At 69.5% G+C, this 20,140-nt stretch carries 22 protein-coding genes; 13 read left to right on the top strand and 9 right to left on the bottom strand.

The features are described from left to right. Positions 1-150: 150 nt before the first annotated feature. Positions 151-924: a DNA repair protein RecO gene (gene recO / locus ACWEO7_RS17910; RefSeq protein WP_452424560.1), complete on the top strand. Its 774-nt coding sequence runs from the start codon at positions 151-153 to the stop codon at positions 922-924. A 355-nt stretch (positions 925-1,279) separates the two neighbouring features. Here recO and ACWEO7_RS17905 read toward each other — a convergent pair whose 3' ends face one another. Beyond that, positions 1,280-1,660 (bottom strand): Aca2/YdiL-like domain-containing protein, encoded by a 381-nt coding sequence (locus ACWEO7_RS17905; RefSeq protein ID WP_355072476.1) that lies wholly within the window; start codon positions 1,658-1,660, stop codon positions 1,280-1,282. Positions 1,661-1,790: 130 nt separating this feature from the next. On the opposite strand from ACWEO7_RS17905, the gene ACWEO7_RS17900 reads away from it, so the two are divergent. From ACWEO7_RS17900 to ACWEO7_RS17875, 6 genes are all read left to right on the top strand, one after another. After that, positions 1,791-2,600, top strand: a complete 810-nt coding sequence (locus ACWEO7_RS17900) for an isoprenyl transferase (protein ID WP_356964902.1) — start codon at positions 1,791-1,793, stop codon at positions 2,598-2,600. A gap of 14 nt (positions 2,601-2,614) precedes the next feature. Beyond that, positions 2,615-3,025, top strand: a complete 411-nt coding sequence (locus ACWEO7_RS17895) for a YbjN domain-containing protein (protein ID WP_355072967.1) — start codon at positions 2,615-2,617, stop codon at positions 3,023-3,025. A gap of 76 nt (positions 3,026-3,101) precedes the next feature. Then, on the top strand, positions 3,102-4,043 hold the full coding sequence (locus ACWEO7_RS17890) for an ABC transporter ATP-binding protein (protein WP_452424558.1): 942 nt from the start codon (positions 3,102-3,104) through the stop codon (positions 4,041-4,043). Between the two features lies 1 nt (position 4,044). Then, on the top strand, positions 4,045-4,818 hold the full coding sequence (locus tag ACWEO7_RS17885; RefSeq protein WP_452424557.1) for an ABC transporter permease: 774 nt from the start codon (positions 4,045-4,047) through the stop codon (positions 4,816-4,818). Positions 4,819-5,058: 240 nt separating this feature from the next. Further along, positions 5,059-6,243: a sensor histidine kinase gene (locus ACWEO7_RS17880; RefSeq protein ID WP_452424555.1), complete on the top strand. Its 1,185-nt coding sequence runs from the start codon at positions 5,059-5,061 to the stop codon at positions 6,241-6,243. A gap of 12 nt (positions 6,244-6,255) precedes the next feature. Beyond that, on the top strand, positions 6,256-6,861 hold the full coding sequence (locus ACWEO7_RS17875; protein ID WP_452424553.1) for a response regulator: 606 nt from the start codon (positions 6,256-6,258) through the stop codon (positions 6,859-6,861). An 8-nt stretch (positions 6,862-6,869) separates the two neighbouring features. On the opposite strand, the gene ACWEO7_RS17870 is transcribed toward ACWEO7_RS17875, so the two are convergent. Continuing rightward, positions 6,870-7,487: a TetR/AcrR family transcriptional regulator gene (locus ACWEO7_RS17870; RefSeq protein ID WP_452424552.1), complete on the bottom strand. Its 618-nt coding sequence runs from the start codon at positions 7,485-7,487 to the stop codon at positions 6,870-6,872. 102 nt (positions 7,488-7,589) lie between these two features. On the opposite strand from ACWEO7_RS17870, the gene ACWEO7_RS17865 reads away from it, so the two are divergent. Beyond that, complete coding sequence (locus tag ACWEO7_RS17865; protein WP_452424550.1) at positions 7,590-8,561, top strand: hypothetical protein; 972 nt, start codon at positions 7,590-7,592, stop codon at positions 8,559-8,561. A gap of 111 nt (positions 8,562-8,672) precedes the next feature. Here the strand turns inward: ACWEO7_RS17865 and ACWEO7_RS17860 are convergent, their stop codons facing one another. The 3 genes from ACWEO7_RS17860 to ACWEO7_RS17850 form a co-directional block, all read right to left on the bottom strand. Next, positions 8,673-9,638 carry a hypothetical protein gene (locus ACWEO7_RS17860; protein ID WP_452424548.1) on the bottom strand — a complete coding sequence of 322 codons (966 nt, stop codon included), beginning with the start codon at positions 9,636-9,638 and terminating at the stop codon, positions 8,673-8,675. A gap of 126 nt (positions 9,639-9,764) precedes the next feature. Further along, a complete protein-coding gene (locus tag ACWEO7_RS17855) occupies positions 9,765-10,199 on the bottom strand; it encodes a Fur family transcriptional regulator (RefSeq protein ID WP_450015264.1) in 435 nt (144 codons plus the stop codon). A gap of 3 nt (positions 10,200-10,202) precedes the next feature. Beyond that, positions 10,203-10,553 (bottom strand): ArsR/SmtB family transcription factor, encoded by a 351-nt coding sequence (locus ACWEO7_RS17850; RefSeq protein WP_067801183.1) that lies wholly within the window; start codon positions 10,551-10,553, stop codon positions 10,203-10,205. A gap of 193 nt (positions 10,554-10,746) precedes the next feature. On the opposite strand from ACWEO7_RS17850, the gene ACWEO7_RS17845 reads away from it, so the two are divergent. Then, entirely contained in the window at positions 10,747-12,138 is a 1,392-nt protein-coding gene (locus ACWEO7_RS17845) for a glycine--tRNA ligase (protein ID WP_355072494.1), read from the top strand. Between the two features lie 47 nt (positions 12,139-12,185). Here ACWEO7_RS17845 and ACWEO7_RS17840 read toward each other — a convergent pair whose 3' ends face one another. From ACWEO7_RS17840 to ACWEO7_RS17830, 3 genes are all read right to left on the bottom strand, one after another. Continuing rightward, positions 12,186-12,572 (bottom strand): DUF1707 domain-containing protein, encoded by a 387-nt coding sequence (locus ACWEO7_RS17840; RefSeq protein WP_452424547.1) that lies wholly within the window; start codon positions 12,570-12,572, stop codon positions 12,186-12,188. Positions 12,573-12,615: 43 nt separating this feature from the next. Then, complete coding sequence (locus tag ACWEO7_RS17835; RefSeq protein WP_452424545.1) at positions 12,616-13,341, bottom strand: DUF899 domain-containing protein; 726 nt, start codon at positions 13,339-13,341, stop codon at positions 12,616-12,618. Positions 13,342-13,433: 92 nt separating this feature from the next. After that, entirely contained in the window at positions 13,434-14,048 is a 615-nt protein-coding gene (locus ACWEO7_RS17830) for a TenA family protein (RefSeq protein ID WP_452424543.1), read from the bottom strand. A gap of 66 nt (positions 14,049-14,114) precedes the next feature. Between ACWEO7_RS17830 and ACWEO7_RS17825 the strand changes: the two genes are divergently transcribed. Continuing rightward, on the top strand, positions 14,115-15,377 hold the full coding sequence (locus tag ACWEO7_RS17825; protein WP_452424542.1) for a phthiocerol/phthiodiolone dimycocerosyl transferase family protein: 1,263 nt from the start codon (positions 14,115-14,117) through the stop codon (positions 15,375-15,377). Between the two features lie 26 nt (positions 15,378-15,403). Here the strand turns inward: ACWEO7_RS17825 and ACWEO7_RS17820 are convergent, their stop codons facing one another. Further along, positions 15,404-17,377, bottom strand: a complete 1,974-nt coding sequence (locus tag ACWEO7_RS17820; protein WP_452424540.1) for a TPM domain-containing protein — start codon at positions 17,375-17,377, stop codon at positions 15,404-15,406. Between the two features lie 30 nt (positions 17,378-17,407). Here ACWEO7_RS17820 and ACWEO7_RS17815 point away from each other — a divergent pair, with 30 nt between their 5' ends. From ACWEO7_RS17815 to ACWEO7_RS17805, 3 genes are all read left to right on the top strand, one after another. Continuing rightward, positions 17,408-18,085: an MBL fold metallo-hydrolase gene (locus tag ACWEO7_RS17815; protein WP_452424538.1), complete on the top strand. Its 678-nt coding sequence runs from the start codon at positions 17,408-17,410 to the stop codon at positions 18,083-18,085. 70 nt (positions 18,086-18,155) lie between these two features. Then, the gene (locus ACWEO7_RS17810; protein ID WP_452424565.1) at positions 18,156-18,836 is read left to right on the top strand and encodes a YdcF family protein; all 681 of its coding nucleotides are present in this window, start codon (positions 18,156-18,158) and stop codon (positions 18,834-18,836) included. Between the two features lie 6 nt (positions 18,837-18,842). Continuing rightward, positions 18,843-20,102 carry a deoxyguanosinetriphosphate triphosphohydrolase gene (locus tag ACWEO7_RS17805; protein ID WP_452424536.1) on the top strand — a complete coding sequence of 420 codons (1,260 nt, stop codon included), beginning with the start codon at positions 18,843-18,845 and terminating at the stop codon, positions 20,100-20,102. Positions 20,103-20,140: the final 38 nt, after the last annotated feature.

The raw sequence follows: 20,140 nt of genomic DNA, 5'->3' as shown, positions 1-20,140 counted from the left end.
TGTTCGGTGGGCGGCCGGGCGGGGGTGTGGGGGCCCCCCGCTTTGGCGACGAAGGAGCAAGCGGCGGTCGCGCACACGCGAGCCATAAGGGGGCCGCGAACACCCAGCGCCGCAGGCGCTGGAAAACAAACACAGCATTAGACTCCACTCGTGCGGCTGTATCGGGACGAGGCGGTAGTGGTTCGCCAGCACAAGCTGGGCGAGGCGGATCGCATCGTCACGCTGCTCACCCGACAGCACGGACTGGTTCGCGCGGTCGCCAAGGGGGTGCGGCGGACCAAGTCGAGGTTCGGGGCCCGGTTGGAGCCGTTCTCCTACATCGACGTGCAGCTGCACCCCGGGCGCACGTTGGACACCGTTACCCAAGTGCACACGATGGAGGCTTTCGCCGCCGACATCATCGATGACTACGGGCGCTACACCACCGCGTGCGCCGTCCTGGAGACCGCTGAACGCTTGGCGGGCGAGGAGCGTGCGCCCGCGCCCCGGCTGCACGCGCTCACCGCGAGCGCCCTGCGCGCCATCGCGGCCAAACAGCGCCCGCACGAACTGATCCTGGACGCATTCTTGTTGCGCGCCATGGGTTTCGCGGGCTGGGCGCCCGCATTGGACGAATGCGCCAAGTGCGCGACACCGGGCCCGCATCGGGCCTTCCATGTCGCGGCCGGAGGCGCGGTGTGCGTGCATTGCCGTCCACCGGGTGCGGCGACGCCCGCCCCCGGGGTGCTCGATCTGCTGGTGGCGTTGCTGCGCGGTGAGTGGGAGCAGGTCGAGGCGACGCCCGAGGCGGTGCGCAGGCAGGCCAGCGGGCTGGTCGCGGCGCACTTGCAGTGGCATCTGGAACGTCAGCTGCGCACCCTGCCGTTGATCGAGCGATCCAAGGACACAGCCGCGCGAACTCCGCATGTAGCCGCGCGGGGTTGAGTGGAGGCGAGGCAGCCGCAGAGGAGGCGCTGCCGGTCGGGACTCGTCCTCGGGCCGAGCTGAGGCGAGGCCGTCGCGGGGGAGGCGCTGCCGGGCGGAGCCTGTTCCTCAGTCCGCGCCGGGCCGAGTGAAGGCGAGGCAGCCGCAGGAGGGGGCGCTGTCGGGCGGAGCCTGTTCCTCAGTCCGCGCCGGGCTGAGCGAAGGCGAGGCAGCCGCAGGAGGGGGCGCTGTCGGGCGGAGCCTGTTCCTCAGTCCGCGCCGGGCCGAGCGAAGGCGAGGCAGCCGCAGGAGAGGGCGCTGTCGGGCGGAGCCCGTCCTCGGCCCGCGCCGGGCCGAGCGAAGGCGAGGCAGCCGCCTACTCCACGAATTGGAGCTCTACCTGTGGCAACTCGTTCATGACGCGGGCGCACACGGCACGATGCCATGTGGCCGGGTAGCGCGTGTCCGGCTCATGCTTGGAGTAGTCGTCGTTGGTCCGGTAGGTGTGCAGGCGGGGGGAGATCTCCCCGGCGTCGATGGCGTCGACCATGGCCTCGACCACCTGTTCGGTCTCGTCCGCGATGGCGGCGAGTTCGCGGGCCACGATGTCGGGGATCTGGAAGGCCCCTTTCTCCCACCGCTCGACGGTGCGTTCCGCGACCGCGAAGAACCGCGCGCACCACGGGACCGGGAGGCCGAGCAACTCACGAGTGGCACGGAAACCCGCCGCGGTTCCGGTCCCTGGTAAATCGGTCACGTTCGAGAAACCCCTCCCCAGTATCACGATATGGAAAGAATAAGTCACCGGTGCCGGTCGGAACCGTGGAATTCGTGAGGAAGCAACGGGGCAGTGGGAGCGGCGGGGGCGATCAGGCAGGATAGAGGCCGTGATCCTCCGCCGAGACTCCGCCACCGCGACCGACCCCGAGCCCGCGGGCGCCGTGCGTCCGCCCGCGCCGCATCCGTCGGGAGCTCGGCCGCCGCAGCTGCCGCCGGAGCTGGTACCCAACCATGTCGCGCTCGTCATGGACGGCAACGGGCGCTGGGCCCAGGAGCGCGGATTGCCGCGCACCGCCGGGCACGAGCGTGGCGAGGCGGTGCTGATGGACACCGTGGAGGGCTGCATCGAGATCGGCGTCAAATGGTTGTCGGCGTACGCGTTCTCCACCGAGAACTGGCGGCGCAGCCCCGAGGAGGTGCGCTTCCTCATGGGCTTCAACCGTGACGTGATCCGCAGGCGCCGCGACGAGATGAACGAGATGGGCGTCCGGGTGCGCTGGGCGGGGCGGCGACCGCGCCTGTGGCGCAGCGTGATCAAGGAACTGGAGGTCGCCCAGGAACTCACCAAGGACAATACGGTGATGACGTTGACCATGTGCGTCAACTACGGCGGCCGCGCCGAGATCGCCGACGCGGCAAGGGAGATCGCGCGCCGGGTGGCGGCGGGCGAGATCGACCCGGAGAAGGTCACCGAGGCGACGGTGGCGAAATACCTCGACGAACCCGATATGCCGGACGTGGACCTGTTCCTGCGCCCTTCGGGCGAGTTCCGCAGCTCGAATTTCCTCATCTGGCAGTCCGCCTACGCCGAATTCGTCTACCAGGACACGCTTTTCCCCGATTTCGATCGCCGCAACCTGTGGGAGGCATGCCTCCAGTACGCCGCGCGGGACCGCCGTTTCGGCGGCACGAAGTGAGCGGGGGCGCGGACATGGACGCGGCGGTGACCCCGGACCGGGAACTGCAGGCACGGGCCGGGGCCTGCCTGTCGAGTTACGGCATCGACGTGCGCGTCGATGCCGAAGGGTCGCTCGGCTTCGAGTACGAGGGCGCCTTGTCGTCGCTGCGCGCGGTGAATCTTGCGCCGGGCTTGGACGTGCTGAGCCTCACCTGCGTGCTGGCCTGGGATCGCCAGCTGAAACCGCAGCTGCACAAGCGGGTCGCCGAACGCAACAACGCGCTGCAGTTCGGTTCGCTCACCGTGATCGGCCACGGCAAGCTCGCCGACGTCATCCTGCGCTACACCTTCCCCGCCGCGGGGCTGGACGACAAGGCGCTCACCACCATGCTGCTGCTCGTGCTGTCCAACGCGAGCCGCGCCAGGCAGGGTCTGCTGCCCTGAGGGCATGACATCTGTCATGCCGAAGTCGTGACAGTCGTGCGAGGTTCCGGGGCGGGTTTCCCGCGACCGTAGAGGCATGACTTCAGCAACGACCACCGCGGTCGGAAGCCGGACGCGGCCCGCGCCCGCCGTCGCGCTGCGCGACCTGCGCAAGAGTTTCCGCACCCCGGCCGGCGTGGTGCACGCCGTCGACGGGCTCGACCTGGTGATCGAGCCGGGGGAGATCGTCGCCTTCCTCGGTCCGAACGGCGCGGGTAAATCCACCACCATCGACCTGCTCCTCGGCCTGGCGCGTCCGGATTCGGGCACCGTCTCGGTCTTCGGCACGGCGCCGGAGCGAGCCGTCTCCGCAGGCCGCGTCGCCGCGGTGCTGCAATCCGGTGGCCTGCTGCCGGACCTCACAGTCGCGGAGACGGTGCGGCTGGTGGCCACTCTGCACGCGAGTCCGCGCCCCGTCGAGGAGGTGCTCGCCCGCGCGGGCATCGCGGGGATCGCGGATCGCATGGTGGGCAAGTGCTCCGGCGGCCAGCGCCAGCGACTCCGGTTCGCGCTGGCGTTGTTGCCGGACCCGGAGCTGATCGTGCTCGACGAGCCCACCACCGGCATGGACGTCGAAGGGCGCCGGGAGTTCTGGAACGCGATGCGGGAGGATTCGCGGCGCGGCCGCACCGTCCTGTTCGCCACGCACTATCTGGACGAGGCCGACGCCTACGCCGACCGCATCGTGCTGGTGCGCGCGGGCCGGGTCATCGCCGACGGCAGCGCGGCCGAGATCAAGAACCTGGCCGCGGGCCGTACCGTCGCCGCGACCCTGCCCGGCGCGGACCCCGCTCGGCTGCTCGTGATCCCCGGCGTCGACGACGTCGAGTTGCGTGGTGATCGAATCCTGGTGCGCGCCAAGGACTCCGACGCCGTCGCTCGATTCCTGCTGAACCACACCGCCGCGGTCGATCTGGAGATCACCGCGCACAACCTGGAAACCGCCTTCCTCGCGCTGACCACGGCCGGAGATCACTGACATGATCACCCTCGTCTTCCGGTCCGTCGCCACCACGCTCGGCGGCTTCAACCTCGGCTTCCTGCGCCTGGAACTGCGCCGCATGCTGCGCAACCGGCGGACCCTGATCTTCACGCTGATCATGCCGCCGCTGTTCTTCGTCATCTTCGGACTGCAATCCGATTACCGGACCCAGTCCTACGGCTCGGGCAACGTGACCGGCTACGTCATGGTGTCGATCGCGGTGTACGGCGCGATGCTGGCCACCACCAGCGGCGGCGCGATGGTCGCGGTCGAGCGTGCGCAGGGATGGAGCCGCCAGCTGCGGCTCACACCGCTGCGGCCGGTGGCGTACATCGCGGTCAAGGCCGTGGTCGCGATGATGCTGGGGCTGATCTCGGTGGCCGCGGTGTTCGCGGTCGGCGCGGCGCTGGGCGCCCACCTGACGCCCGCCGCGTGGGTGGAGTGCTTCCTGCTCGCGTGGGTCGGCTCGCTCGTGTTCGCGGCCTTCGGCCTGTTCGTCGGCTATCTGCTGCCGTCGGAGAACGTGATGCAATTGCTCGGTCCGGTGCTGGCGGCGCTGTCGTTCGCGGGCGGGCTGTTCATGCCGCTGCACGGCTGGTTCGCCACCGTGTCGAAGGTGATCCCAACCAATGGCGTAGCCACGCTGGCCCGGCTGCCGTTCGGCGACACCGGCGGCGGGTCGGTCGTCGGGGCGGTGGTCGATATCGCAGTCTGGTCGGCGGTCTTCGTGTTCGGTGGGGCCGCGTTGTTCCGGCGTGACACTGCGCGCTGAACGCCGGTCGGGCTACCGGTCGTCCACCCGGACGGCCGGTTCCGCCGCGCGCGGCCGGAGCGGTCGGACGGCGTTCCGTGGCGTCGGCGGACAGTGCGTGCGGTCCGGATGTGCTCATGGCCGCGACGTATGCGCGATCCCGGGCGAACCGGTGCCGGTAGCGTCGCCTCCCATGATCGACCACGACCGGCGAGCCGTGTACCGCCGCCTTCGTCCCGCCCGGCCGCAGCGAGGTGGCGCATGGACGTGAAGACAGCGGGCGACGCGCGGCCGAGAAGGTCCGCCGGTCTGGTGGACGGGATGCTCGGCTGGCAGTCGTTCGGTCCCGATGGACGGCGCAGGGGCTGGTTCGGCGCTGTCATGTCGCTGGTCTGGCTGGCCTATCTGATCGGACCGATCAGGCGGAGCTGGGCCGAGGGCGAGCCCGCGCAGGCGGTGGCCGCCATCGCCTGCGTGCTCGCGTTCGCCGCGCTGATCGTCGTCGCGTTCGTCGCGTTCCGCAGGTACGCCAAGGACGGCGCGCCCGACGACTTACCGGTCGACCGCAGGGCCTGGCTGCTGCTGGCCGCGATGGCGGCGTTGTCCGTGACGATGGGGGCGCTGCTCGGCGGGGACGGTCTGCCCACGGCGCTCTACGTCGCGGTGGTCGCCGTGTTCGTGCTTCCGCTGCGCACTTCGGCCGTCGTCGTGGTCGTGATCATGACGATCATGCTGGTGGCCCCGTTCGCGGTGCCGTCGTGGCATCTGGGCGGGACGCCGTTCTACCTCGCGTTCATTCCCGTGGTCGTGTGGGTGGCCAGACAGCTCGGGTTGCGCGGCGACCGGCTCGCCGAGCTGGCTCGCAGGCAGCGCGCGGAACTGGAGATCATCGAGGAACGCAATCGCGTCGCCCGTGACGTGCACGACATCCTCGGCCATTCGCTCACCGTCATCACCGTGAAAACCGAACTCGCCCAACGACTGCTCGACGTCGACGCGAACCGTGCGCGGACCGAACTGGCTGATATCGAACGGCTCGCGCGCGAAGCGCTGGCCGGTGTGCGGGAGACCGTCGGAGGCCTGCGGGAGGTGTCGTTGCGCGGCGAGCTGGCGAACGCGCGGACCGCCCTGGCCGCCGCGAGCATCGACGCGGAACTGCCGGAGCCGGCGAGCCTGCCGGACACACCGTCGGGCGAACTGCTGGGTTGGGTGCTGCGCGAAGCGGTCACCAACGTGATCCGGCACAGCGCCGCGCGCCGCTGCGCCGTGACCGTCACCGCGACGTCCATCGAGGTGGTCGATGACGGTCGCGGCCTCCCCGCCGACGGCGCGTCCGGCTCGGGGCTGGCCGGGCTGCGGGAGCGCGTGCGCGCCGCGGGTGGAACACTGACGCTGTCGACGCCGGAGGGCGGGGGCGTGCGCATTCGCGCCACGATCCCGGAATAGGAAGCGGGTGCCATGATCCGGCTGTTGCTGGCGGACGACCAGGCTTTGGTGCGCGGCGCGCTGGCCGCGCTGCTCGGGCTGGAGCACGACCTGGAGGTGGTCGGCGAGGTCGGGCGTGGCGACGAGGTGCTCGACGCGGTCGACCGGACCGGTCCCGACGTGGTGCTGCTGGACGTCGAGATGCCTGGGATGGACGGCATCACGGTGGCCGAGAAACTGCACGCCGCCCACCCGGACGTGCGGATTCTGGTGGTCACCACCTTCGGCAGGCCCGGATATCTGCGCCGCGCGATCGACGCGGGCGCGAGCGGTTTCGTCGTCAAGGACACTCCGGCCAGGGAATTGGCCGACGCCGTGCGGCGCGTACAGCTGGGGTTGCGGGTGATCGACCCGGGCCTGGCCGCGGAAACGTTGACGGCGGGCACCTCCCCGCTGACCGCGCGAGAACGCGAGGTGCTCGTCGCGGCGGCCGACGGCGCGCCCGCGAGCGCCATCGCCAAGCGGTTGCACCTGTCGGAAGGCACGGTGCGCAACCACCTTTCGTCGGCGATCGGCAAGACCGGCACGAGCACGCGCGCGGAAGCGGTGCGCGCGGCCGAACGTCTCGGCTGGCTGTGACGGGCGGGTCAGCCGACTCTCGGACGCGCGGGCTCGCCGTAGGGGAGCAGGGTGCGCACGCCGATCGCCAGCGTTTGCGGGTCGAGATCGCCGAGGATGAGGTGCTGGAGGATGAATCCCGGCAGCAGTCCGATGATCGCCTTGGCCACGGCGTCGACATCGGCGTCTTCGGGTAGCCAGCCTTTGTCACGCATGCGTTCGGCGTAGGTCACCCAGAGCGCGCGCATCGCGAGCATCGTCTCGCGGACCATCACCGCCGCCTCGGGATGTACCAGGGCCAGGGCCCAGGCTTGCGGCGCCAGTCGGACCGGCCCGTCGGGCCCGCTGCGCCGCACCACCTCCTCGGCGATCATGGTGATCAGTTCGGCGGGCGTGGGCAGCGGATCGCGGCGGATCGCCTCGTCCATGGCGATGCGCAAGGCCACCGTCGTCTCCGTGGCTAGTGCGGTGATCAGTTCGTCCTTGCTCTTGAAGTAGCGGTAGACCGCACCGGCCGAGAGGCCCGATTCCGCGAACACGTCTTGCATGGAGGTCTCGTAGAACCCCTTGCGGGCGAAGCAGCGCCGTGCGGCGTCCATGATCTGCTGCCTGCGGCGTTCGAGGTGTTCTTCGCTGACTCGGGGCATGGGCCCAAAATAAAACGAATATCCGTTCTTGACAAGCGCATGGCCTCATGCGACGGTAGGCGCAACTAAAAGAACGAGCATTCGATTTTTAGGGAGAAGGCCATGAACACCACGCAGCGGGCGTTCGCGATCGGCCTCGGCGCCACCCTGCTCCAAGCGCTGATGCTGGTAGCGTTCGCCTGGCCCGCCGCGCACATCGCGCCCCGTGACCTGCCGCTGGCCGTCACCGGTCCGCAGGCGGCGATGGTCACCGGCAAGCTCGCCGAGCACAGTCCGGGCGCCTTCGAGATCAGCACCCCCGCGGACGAGGCCGCCGCCCGCGCCGCCATTCGGAACCGGGAGGTCTACGGGGCGATCGTCACCGGCGACGGGCCGCCGCGCATGCTGGTCGCCTCCGGCGCGAGTGCCGTTGTCGCACAGCAACTCACCCAGATCGGGCAGCAGCTCTCCGGCGCGCCCGCCGTTGCCGTCGAGGACGTGGTGGCGGCCGACTCCGACGATCCACGGGGCGCGGCCTTCGGCGCGATGGTGTTGCCGCTGGTGATGTCCGGCATCGCGGCGGGTGTGCTCCTGGCACTGCTGGTCCCGTCGATCGGCGGCAAAGTGCTCGGACTGGTCACCTTCGGCGTCGCGGGCGGACTGCTCGGCATGGCGATCATCCATGGCTGGCTGTCGGTGGTGCCCGGGTCGTATCCGGTGCTCGCGGCGGTCGGCGGGCTGGTGTCGTTCGCGGTCGCGGGCGCGGTGGTCGGGCTCGGCGCCGTGCTCGGGCGAGCAGGCATCGGCATCGCCGCGCTCACCATGCTGCTGGTCGGCAACCCCTTCTCCGCGGCCACGTCGGCGCCGGAGCTGTTGCCGCAGCCGTGGGGCGCCGTCGGCCAGTGGCTGCCGCCCGGCGCCGCCGCGTCGCTGCTGCGCTCGGTCGCGTTCTTCGGCGGCATCGGCGCGAGCAGACCGCTACTGGTACTGCTGATCTGGAGCGCGGTCGCGTTCGCGCTGCTCGCTGTGGCCGCGGTGCGCGGTCGTCCGGCCGAGGCGCATGCTGCGGACCGGGACGCGATCCCGGTCGGCTGAATCCGTCACCGCGGCGGGCCGCCCTCGCGGGAGTGCGGCCCGCCGTCAGCGCTTTGCCCATCGCCGCAGCGTTCTCGTCCTCGTGTGGCGCCACGGCTCCGGGTGGTCGGCTCAGCCCACCGTGAACGACAGGGTGGGCGCGGTGGCAGCGCCCTCTTGCTTTTGAGCGTTGTACGTGACCGTGTAGGGGCCGGTGCCAGGGGAGGGCACCACGAAGACCACGTAGTTCTTCGGGTTGTCGATGGTCTCGTTCGCGTTGAGCAACTCGTTGATCGGGCCCCGGATGTCGGCGGCCACGGTCTGGCCGTCAGGGGTCCGGACGGTGAAGTAGTCGTAGTAGATGTTCGTGCCGCCCGCGGCGATGCCGGACCCGCCGACGAGCTTGATGCGCAGTGCGAGATCGGATTTGCCGTTCTCGCTCTCGGTGTAGCTCGGGCTGATCCGGCCGCCGGTGACCTGAATGGTCGTCTGGTCCTGCACGAGGGTGCCGGTGACGGCCAGCGCCTTCGGTTGGACGCTGTCCACCTTGCCCGCCGCGGCGAGCGGAATCTTGGTCTGGTTGTCGGCGGCCGCGCCGTACACGACGGTCATCGTGTCGATGAGGTGCTGGGCGTCCTTGGCCGACTTGAACGACGTGGTCGCGGTGCCGGTGGCGGAGCCGTTGCCGGGCACCGTCGGGCTGTCGAAGATCGCGCCACCGTCCACTTCTTTGCCGACCAGCAGCGAAGGCGTGATGCTCAGCGTGTGGTTGTCGAGAGTGGTGTTCTTGTAGGTGATGTCGATGCGCACCTTCGCGCCGCCGTATTCGTCCGGCACCACGGTCGCCTTGTCCACAGTGATGTCGAATCCGTCGTACCAGCCGGTCTTGCCGACTGTGCGGACGGTGGACTGCCCGTTCGCCGCGCCCGGCTCCGCGGCGACTCCGGCGGCGGTGGTCGACGGGACCGCCACCGGAATGCCGTCCTCGTCCTGGCACGCCGAAAGCAACAGCGCCGAGGCCACGACGAGCGCGGCCCCGGCGACGGTCACGGCCCGGCGGCGCACCGGGCGTACGGATGAGTCGGTGATCGTTGACACGCTGCCTCCCCAGCAGATGGCGGATCCTTCGTACCGAGTCCGGATCGGCCCGGTTTCCGAGGATCTCGCCGGTGAATCTCCGCTGGTCGCGGCCGCGTTAACCCGACACGCCGGGAATCGGTGCGATCACCGGTCGCGTCGGCGCGCCGTCCCGCATGCCGTGCAGGTGCCGAACACCTCGAGGGTGTGGCTGATCTCGGTGAAGCCGTGCTCGCCCGCGATCGCCTCGGCCCACGCCTCCACCGTCGGGCCCTCCACCTCCACGGTGCGGCCGCAATGCCTGCACACCAGGTGGTGATGATGGCCGGTGGAGCACTGGCGGTAGACCGACTCGCCGGAGTCGGTGCGCAGCACATCGACCATGCCCGCGTCGGCCAGCGACTGCAGCGTCCGGTAGACCGTGGTCAGCCCGATGCCCTCGCCGCGTTTGCGCAGCTCGTCGTGCAGGTCCTGGGCGGAGCGGAACTCATCGATGTCACCGAGCAGCGCGGCGATGGCGCTGCGCTGCCTGGTGCTGCGGATGCCGACCGGTTTCTGCGGAACGGCCGTGTTGTCTGGCACGAATCACCCTTCCTCGGCGTGCGCGACGGCGTCGACGACGATGTGCGCCAGATGGTCGTCGACGAGTTCGTAGAGCACCTCGCGACCCGAACGCTCGCCGTGCACGACACCGGCGGCCTTGAGGATACGCAGATGCTGACTGACCAGTGGTTGCGTGACACCGAGCGCGTCGACCAGTTCGTGCACACACCGCGGTGATTCGCGCAACTGCAGCACGATAGCAATCCGAACCGGCGCGGCCAGCGCCCGCAACAGCTCACCCGCGTCCTCCAGCACGGTTCGCGGGGGTACCGGCGCCGGTCCCGGCGCCCGATACGGGTTGTGCGGCGGTGCCGCGGCGGTCTCGGCGGTCATGTCCCAACTCCTTAATGGAAAGCATTACCAGTTTGCGTATGCACAGGTGCGCATGTCAAACGGGCGCGCCGAACCGTGCGGTTGAAACCGCCGCGGACGCTGCCGATAGGCTGGGCGCAATCGCGGCTATGACACAAAACTATTGTGTCCATGCAAGGCAAATTCCGACTCGCAGTGGATGGAGAATTCTCGCGTGGCACCCAAGTCGAAGGTGGACACCGTTGCCAACCTCGCCAAGCGCCGGGGTCTGGTGTACCCGTGCGGTGAGATCTACGGAGGCACCAAGTCGGCGTGGGATTACGGGCCGCTGGGCGTCGAGCTCAAGGAGAACATCAAGAAGCAGTGGTGGCGCGCCATGGTCACCGCCCGCGAGGACGTCGTCGGTCTCGACTCGTCGGTGATCCTGCCCCGTCAGGTATGGGTCGCCTCCGGTCACGTGGGCGTGTTCAACGACCCGCTGGTCGAGTGCCTCAACTGCCACCACCGCTTCCGGCAGGACCACCTGCAGGAGGCGTACGCGCTGAAGAACAAGATCGACGACCCCGACACGGTCTCGATGGAGCTCATCGCCTGCCCGAACTGCGGCACCGTCGGCCGCTGGACCGAGCCGCGCGACTTCAACATGATGCTCAAGACCTACCTCGGCCCGATCGAGTCCGAGGAGGGCCTGCACTACCTGCGCCCGGAGACCGCCCAGGGCATCTTCGTGAACTTCGCCAACGTGATGACGACCGCGCGCAAGAAGCCGCCGTTCGGCATCGCGCAGATCGGCAAGAGCTTCCGCAACGAGATCACCCCGGGCAACTTCATCTTCCGCACCCGCGAGTTCGAGCAGATGGAGATGGAGTACTTCGTCAAGCCGGGCGAGGACGAGGAGTGGTACAAGTACTGGATAGAGACGCGGTTCTCCTGGTACACCGACCTCGGCATCGACGCGGAGAACCTGCGGCTGTTCGTGCACCCGAAGGACAAGCTCTCGCACTACTCGGCGGGCACCACCGACATCGAGTACCGCTTCGGCTTCCAGGGCAACGAATGGGGTGAGCTGGAGGGCATCGCCAACCGCACCGACTTCGACCTGAAGACGCACTCCGAGCACTCCGGCACCGAGCTGAGCTTCTTCGACCAGACCACCAACGAGCGCTACATCCCGTACGTCATCGAGCCGGCGGCGGGCCTCACCCGCTCGCTGATGGCCTTCCTGGTCGACGCCTACGCCGAGGACGAGGCGCCCAACGCCAAGGGCGGCGTTGACACCCGCACGGTGCTGCGCCTGGACCGCCGCCTCGCGCCGGTGAAGGCGGCGGTGCTGCCGCTGTCGCGCAACGCCGATCTCACGCCGAAGGCGAAAGACCTGGCCGCGCAGCTGCGCAAACACTGGAACGTCGAGTTCGACGACGCGGGCGCCATCGGCCGCCGCTACCGCCGCCAGGACGAGATCGGCACGCCGTTCTGCATCACGGTCGACTTCGAGACGCTCGACGACCAGGCGGTGACCATCCGCGAACGCGACACGATGACCCAGGAGCGCATCGCGCTGGACAAGGTCGAGGGCTACCTGGCTCAGCACCTGATCGGCGCCTGAGCTACGACGCGGCGCTTCGTGGCCGATGGGCCACGGGGCGCTGTCGTTCAGCTGTTCTTGCGGGTGACGATGCCGATCGTGGTCGGGATGAGCAACGCGAGACCCCACGGCACCGCGACCCAGAACGGCCAGAAGTAGCCCGCGCCGGTGGCCAGGTAGATCGCCACACACAACGCGTTCACGAACACCCACGGCGTCCACATGATCGTGATCCACTGCGGAATGCCCTTGGCGCGCGCGGGCTGCGAGTCCCGTTGCGCGGGAAGGTCGGACAGCAACGGCGTCAGCTCGCCGTAGGTCTTGGCGGCGTATACCTGTTGCAGCCGGTCATCGAATTCGGCGAGCGACAGCCTGCCCTCGTTCATCGCGAGGCGCAGCCGGTCGATGATCTTCTCGCGATCGGCGTCGGACGCCCGCATGTGCTCCTGACTCACCGTGTCAGCCTAGGTCCACTCGGCCGGTGGGGCGGAGTGGTCGTCAGTGGCAATGGGATTCCGCCTTGCCGTAACTGTCGTGGTGCACCGCTTCGCCGACGTGCTTCTGCCTGCCCAACGGCGTGAGATCGAGGTACTGGTGGGTGCCGATGAGGATGTCGCCGCCACGGCCGTAGGACGAATAGGTGTGGAACACCGCGCCGTCGTCGTCACGCCAGAAGACGCTGGTGCCGGGCTGCTCACCTTCTCCGTGATAGCTGTGGCCGCGTGCCTCCAGCTCGGCCTTGCTTCGGTAGTTGTATTCCACCGGTGCGCGGGATTCGTCCTGGGTGACATGGAAGTCGTAGTTGAAGTCGCTGTCGAACGACGAGTACATCGGGAAGGTCCAGCCCATGCGCTCGCGGTACCGGTCGAGCGTCTCCCACGGACCGCGTGACACGGCCGCGAAGGTGGTGTCCTGCGCGTTCAGGTGGGCCAGGTGGCCGACGTTGTCGAGCAGCATCGCGCAGCTCGGACAGCCCGCGTCCAGATCCCAGCGCCACATCATGTGGTAGACGATGAGCTGGCGGCGCCCGTCGAACAGTTCGGGCAGGGTCGTGCGGCCCGTGGGACCTTCGAAGACGTATTCCTTGTCGATCGCGACCATCGGCAGGGCGCGGCGTTTCGCCGCCAGCTCGTCCATGCGATGGGTGATCGCCTTTTCCTCGGCCAGCAAGCTGATACGCGCGGCCAGCCATTCCTCGCGTGACGCGACGGTGGGGCGGTTCATAAGGGTCTCCTCGATGCCGGGACAGTGCTCTGTACAGGTAGACGGAGCCGCCCGGTAGGAGTCATCGGCGGACCGAGGAATTCGTCCGGGGATCAGGGTCGGAGCGGAACGTCCCAGAACGCCAGCTCGTGCCGGAGCCCTTCGCGGAACAGCTCTTGCGCCCGCACCGGATCGACCCCGGACTCGTCGATCATCTGGGCGCAGCGGCGGGTGAGGGCGGCGAATCCGGGATCGGCGTAGGTGTCCACCCAGCGGCGGTAGCGTGGTTCGGCGGGCGGATGCTGGGCGAGCCGGGCGCCGAGCGTGGAGTATCCCCACATACACGGGTAGAGCGCGGCGAGACCTTCGCCGTAGGACGCGGCGGAATCCAGCAGAAACGCCGTGTACGCGGTGCACGGAGCGCCTTTGACCGCGCCGTCGAGGTCCGCGCCGAACTCGGCGGCCAGCGAGCGGTGCAGCGACAGCTCCTCGTGGTAGGTGGCGTGCGCGAGGTCGACCAGGTCGCCGAGATGGGCTGCCGGAGCCTGCCATGCGAGGCGGGCGAACACCCGGACGTAGTCGAGCAGGAACAGGTAGTCCTGCTCCAGCCAGGACCGGAAGACCGGTTCCGGCAGGGTGCCCTCGGCGATACCGAGCACGGTGGGATGGGCGAGTTGTTCCTCCACCGCGGGAAGGCCGATCTGCTCCAGATGCGCCGCGAGACTCATACCGGCAGTCTTCCGCATCCGCCCGGTCGGTTTGCACCCGTGCCGGTAGTGCCGCACCCTTGCCGTGTGTTGTGGGATGAGGAAGCTCCGATTCGCGTGCTGGCGCCGTCGGAGCAGCGGTTCGTTCGGCATGGCACCTACACGGGCCGGTCGGTGTCGGTACGGGGAGCGCTCGATGTGAGGGCGCTGCGGGAGGCATTCGCGACCTTGCGGCGCGGGTATCCGGTGATCGGCTGCAGAATCGTGGAAGACGCTGCGGGACTGGGATATCTGTTCGGCGCTGACGAGACGGCATGGATCCCGGTTTCCGTGCGCGAGGGCGACCTGGCGGCGATCGGCGTTCCCGCGATGGATCCGGCGGTCCAGCTGGCCTATCTGGACGTCGTGGGCTCGGGCGCGAACGAGTGGCGTGTCACGCTGTTCGCTCACCACAGCGTCGCCGACGCGGGCTACTGTGTGGAACTGCTGTCCCGACTATGGGATTTCTATACCGGCGTTGCCGAAGGTCGCCCGATAAACGTTGCACCACAACCGCTCCCGCAATCTTTGGAGTGGTATGCGGCGGAACGGGGCATCACCGCCGCCGCCAAGTCCGGATTCGAGGAGGTGACCAAGCCGCTTCCGCCGGAGGCGCGGAACGTGCCGTCCGATGACGCGAAACCCGCGCCGAGTACGCTCGCCCGTCCGGTACGCGTGCGGCTCAACCGGGCGGCTACAGCGCAGATCGCCGATCTCGCACGCAAGACCGGTGTGACGGTGAACGGTTTGCTCACCGCCGCACTGCTGCGCGCGTACGCTCGTGAGACAGGCGGCGGCGCAAAAACTCTGGGCTGCTTGTATCCGGTCGACCTGCGCAACAGGCTGGAGCCGCCGGTCGCCGCCTCGGCGGGTACCAACATGGCCGGGCTGGCTTCCTTCGCGGCCGAGGTGGACCCGGCCGCCAGCCCGGTCGAACTGGCACAGCGCATTTCGGATCGGCTGACGCGCGACCTGTCCGAAGGCGTCGTGCAGCAGTCCGTGCTGCACTTCCCGGAATACTACGGTGCCACCAGGATTCATTCGCTGGCCGGACATATCGCGGTGACCAATACCGGCGTCGTCCCGATGTTCCGCACACCTGCCACGCTCGAGCTCACCGACTACGAGATCGTCTACGTCTCGGCGCATCCTCGTCCGTCCGCGGGCGCGTCGGCCGCGGTCACCTATCTGGTGTACACCTTCGCGCAGGAGCTGACCGTCGGTGTGCTCGGCGGCGGCGCACACGCCGACGGCCTCCCAGAGGCGGTGCGGGCCGAGCTGACCGCCTTATCGGCGGCAGGGGGCCGCTGAATCCCGGTCCATCGCCGCACGCGGTGTCAGAATCTGCCGCCACGGCCGATCCGCCGGGAACCGGAGGAACCACCGTACGAGCCGGGGCTCCAGCCGCCCCTGGAGTGCCGAGCCCCGCTCGCCGCCCCGCGCAGCAGTCCTTCGAGCAGGATGCCGCCGAGCACCGCCCCGGTCTGGGCGCTGCCGGCGGGCGCCCGGACCGCCTCCCATGCCCGCACGCTGGCCTGCGCCGCTCGGAGCGCGCGCCCGGCCAGATCCGCCGCCGCCTGCGCGCGCAGCAGTGCGTCGGCGGGATCGTTCGCGCTCGACCGCTGCGCCTCATCGAGGTTGCGCTGTGCTTCCGACAGGCGGGTGCGCGCTTCGGCGTCGATGCCGCCGCGCCGGGTGCCGATGTAATCGGCGGCCGCACCGATCCGGGCGCGGGCGTCCGTGAGCGCTCGATCGAGTCTGCGGCGCAGGTCCTCGGCGGCGAGTTTGCGGTCGGTGGCCCCCGCGACGGCGCGGTCCAGATCCGCGTCGGCGGTGACCGCGTCGTGGAAGGCGCTCAGCGGATCGATGTCGCCCGTGGCCGTCGCCTGCTCGAGAGCGGACTGCGCCGCGGTGCGGGCGTCGGCCAGTTCCGGCCCGCCGTAGTCGGCGAACTCGGCGGCCGAGGCGAGGTCGCGGCGCAACTCGTCCAGCACACCCGGCAGGCCGTCGCGGGCCTGCTGGATGGCGCTCGACGCGTTGTCGACCGCGTCGAGCAGGGAGCGAGCCTGCCCGATCGCGGCCTCGGCGGAACGAATGGCCGCGACCGCGCCGCCTTGCTCGCCGACCGGCTCGGTGAGCGCGGAACGTCCCGCGTCGACGTTCTGCTCCGCGAACGCCAGGCGCTCGCGTGCCATCCGCACGTTGTCCTCGATCGGCGCGAGCACACTCGCCGGATGGGTGGCGGCTAGCCGGCTCAGCTCGGTTTCCGAGCCGGGAATCCGGGCGGTCACGTCGACGACGTCCCTGGTGAGGGCGTCCAGCCGAGCCGAAGCGTTGAGCAGCAGGTCGCGCATCGCGTCGAATTCCGCGACCTGTGCGTCGAGTTCGCGATCGGCGCGCCCCACCTTGCCGATCAGCTCGACCAGCAGCGAGCGCTGTTCGTCGGGGGTCTCCGGGATCGCGTCGTCCAGGCGCTGCCGGATCGCGAACGCCGCGGCGGCAGCGGTTTTCGCCTTGTCGAGGGCGGTTCGGAAGGGCGTGGTCGCGGTGGCGCCGAACTCGCCGGTGGCGAGCTCGAGTTCCTCGCCGCTGGTGCGAATCGCGTTGTCGATCTCCACCAGCGTCTCCCGAGAGCGGGTTTGCAGCGCTTCCAACGGCAGTTCGGCCAGCGCCGTCGCGTTCTCCGGATCCAGTTGCCGTGCCGCCGCCAGCTCGGCATCGAACCGTCCACGACGTCGTCTGCGCGCGTACCAGACGAGGCCGCCCGCCACCAGAATCACCAGCAGGCCGATGACGAGCAGGGCGCCGACGTTCACCCCGCCGCCGCGCATGGCCGCGTCCAGTCCGTCGGCGGTCGCGACCCCCGCGTCGGCCCAGCGTCCGTCGCGCAGGGCCGGCTCGACGCGGCCGATCAGGATGTCGTCGAGTTCGGTATCGCTGATCTCGCCGGGCACTTCGCCCTCCAGCCAATACGCGCGATCCTCGGTGGCGACCGCGAGCAGCAGGTCGCGTTGGCCGAACCCGGATATCGAGGCGGTGCGCCTGGCCCAGTCCCGCGGCTGCATCCCGTCGAAGTCGCGCACGTACACCACCCACAGCCGCAGCTGCTGATCGGCGTAGAGCTGGTCCACCGCACCGCGCACCCGATCGCGCTGACCTTGGTCGAGCACACCGGCCGGATTCTCCACATAGGTGGTCATCCGTAGCGGCGGTTCCGCCGCGATCGTCGGAGCGCCAACCAGGGCGATCGCGGCCAGGAGGACGCTGATCGCGAGCAAGCGGACGAAGCGGATCCGCGACGGCAGTGACATGGCACGAATCTAGCTCGCTAGCATCATTTCGTGATCAGCATCGATCGCCCCTACAGCGGCCACGTCTCACCGGATTCGAATCCGCAGCAGCGCGACGTCCCCGGCGCCCGCATCCTCAAGATGTCCGTCGGCGGCATGGACAACAACTGTTACCTGGTGCAGTGCACCGGCACCGGCGCGGCCCTGCTCATCGACGCCGCCAACGAGGCGCCCCGCATCGCGGCCCTCGTCGAGCAGGAGGCGCCCGGGCAGGTCCAGCTGATCGTCACCACCCATCAGCACCGCGACCACTGGCTGGCGCTGCGGGAGACCACCGCGGCCACCGGCGCTCCTACCGCGGCGCACCCGCTCGACGCCGACCCGCTGCCGGTCCGCCCCGATCGGCTGCTCGCCGAGGGCGACACCGTCACCATCGGCGATCTGGTCTTCGAGGTCATCCACCTGCGCGGCCACACGCCGGGGTCGATCACTCTCGCACTCACCGACGGGGCGGGACGCACCCACCTGTTCACCGGGGACTCGCTGTTTCCCGGCGGCGTCGGGCGCACCACCTCCCCGGAGGACTTCGGCTCGCTCTTCACCGACGTCTCGGCCAAGCTCTTCGACCGCTACCCCGACGACACCGTCGTCTACCCCGGCCACGGCGACGACACCACCCTGGGCGCCGAGCGTCCCAGCCTTCCGGCCTGGCGAGACCGCGGCTGGTAACCGCCCCTGACGGTAACCGGTCCGTGGCCTGCGCGGCTTTTGGCAGACTTGGGGAGTGAATTTGCCAACGATGCGCACCCGAGCCGTCCCGGCGCCCGAACATGCCCGCCCACAGGGCTTCGGCGCCGGGTTGCTGCGCTGGACCCGGCGGCTCGTCGTCGGCTCCGTCGTGATGGGCGCGCTTCTGGTCGGCGGGACCGCCTTCCGCGTGTGGCAGGTCGCGCGCATCGACGACTACACGAAGGCCGACGCGATCGTCGTGCTCGGCGCGGCGCAGTACTCCGGAACGCCGTCCTCGGTGTTCGAGGCGCGACTCGATCAGGCGTACAAGCTGTTCCGGGCGGGTGTCGCTCCGCGCGTCATCACCGTCGGCGGCAAGCAGGAGGGCGATCTGTTCACCGAAGCCGCCTCGGGCAAGAACTATTTGCAGGCGCGCGGCGTGCCGGCCGACAAGATCCTCGCCGTGGAAACCGGATCGGACACCCTGCGCAGCATCGAAGCGGTGGTCACGGCGATGCGGGCGCGGGACATGTCGTCGGCGGTGCTGGTCAGCGATCCCTGGCATTCGCTGCGCACCCGCACCATGGCCCGCGACGAGGGGCTGGCGGCGTGGACCGCCCCCACCAGAACCGGTCCCGCCGTCTACACGCGGGAATCCCAGGCGCACGGCATCGCCAGGGAGACCGGCGCCCTGCTGTGGTACCAGCTCACCCACTTCTCGGCGGATTTCACCTACACGGCGGGACAGTGAGGCTCGATGAGCGCCCGATACACCGATCACGACACCGAACGCCTCGTCGTCGAGGGCGCCAAGACCGCGGGGCTCGGACCGCCGCGCAGTGAGTTCGAGACCGGCCACCGGACCGAATTCGCCCGCGACCGGGCCCGCGTGCTGCACTCCGCGGCGCTGCGCAGACTGGCGGACAAAACGCAGGTCATGGGTCCGCGAGAGGCGGACACCCCGCGCACTCGGCTGACCCATTCGCTGGAGGTCGCCCAGATCGGCCGCAGCATCGCCGATGGCCTCGGCTGTGATCCGGACCTGGTGGATCTGGCCGGTCTGGCCCATGACATCGGCCATCCGCCCTACGGCCACAACGGCGAGAAAGCCCTCGACACCTTCGCCGACGCCTTCGGCGGGTTCGAAGGCAACGCGCAGAACCTGCGCATCCTCACCCGCCTCGAACCGAAGGTGCTCGAGGCCGACGGCGCCAGCGCGGGCCTCAACCTCACTCGCGCCGCACTCGACGCCGCGCTCAAATATCCCTGGGGGCGAACCGGTCCCGGCACCAAATTCGGCGCCTACGAGGTCGACACCGAGCGCCTGGAGTGGATCCGCAAGGGTGCGCCGGACCGGCGCCGCAGCCTCGAATGCCAGATCATGGACTGGTCCGACGACGTCGCCTACTCGGTGCACGACGTCGAGGACGGCGTCCTCGCGGGCCGGATCGATCTGCGCGCGCTGGCCGACCCCGCCGAACAGGACGCGCTGGCCGCGCTCGGCCAGTTCCAGCACTCGCTGGCCGCCGACGAGCTGATCGCCGCCGCGCAACGGCTGTCGGAACTTCCGGTGGTCGCGGCCGCGTCCGGATACGACGGCACGTTCACCGCTTCGGTCGCGCTGAAGCGCCTCACCAGCGAGCTCGTCGGCCGCTTCGCCACCGCCGCGATCATGGCGACCAAAGAGGTGTCCGGTCCGCAACCGCTGTCCCGGTACAACGCGGATCTGGAGGTGCCGCGCATCGTCGCCGCCGAGGTGGCGCTGCTGAAGACGGTCGCGTTGCGCTATGTGATGTCCGACCCGGCACACCGGCTGCGGCAGGCCGCCCAGCGCGAACGCATCCTCGCCGTGGCCGAACGCTTGCTGGCCACCGCTCCCAGCAGACTCGATCCGCTGCTGCTGCCGTTCTGGAACGCCGCCACCGATGACACCGCCCGCGTGCGCGTCGTGGTGGACCAGATCGCTTCCTACACCGAAAGCCGCCTGGAGCGAGTCGCGGGCGAGTTGAAGATCTAGGCGTACCTCCGCCTTCGCTCCGGCCATGCGCGGGGGCT

The organism is Nocardia sp. NPDC004260 (assembly GCF_053603155.1).
This window is presented reverse-complemented; position numbering and strand designations above follow the sequence as displayed.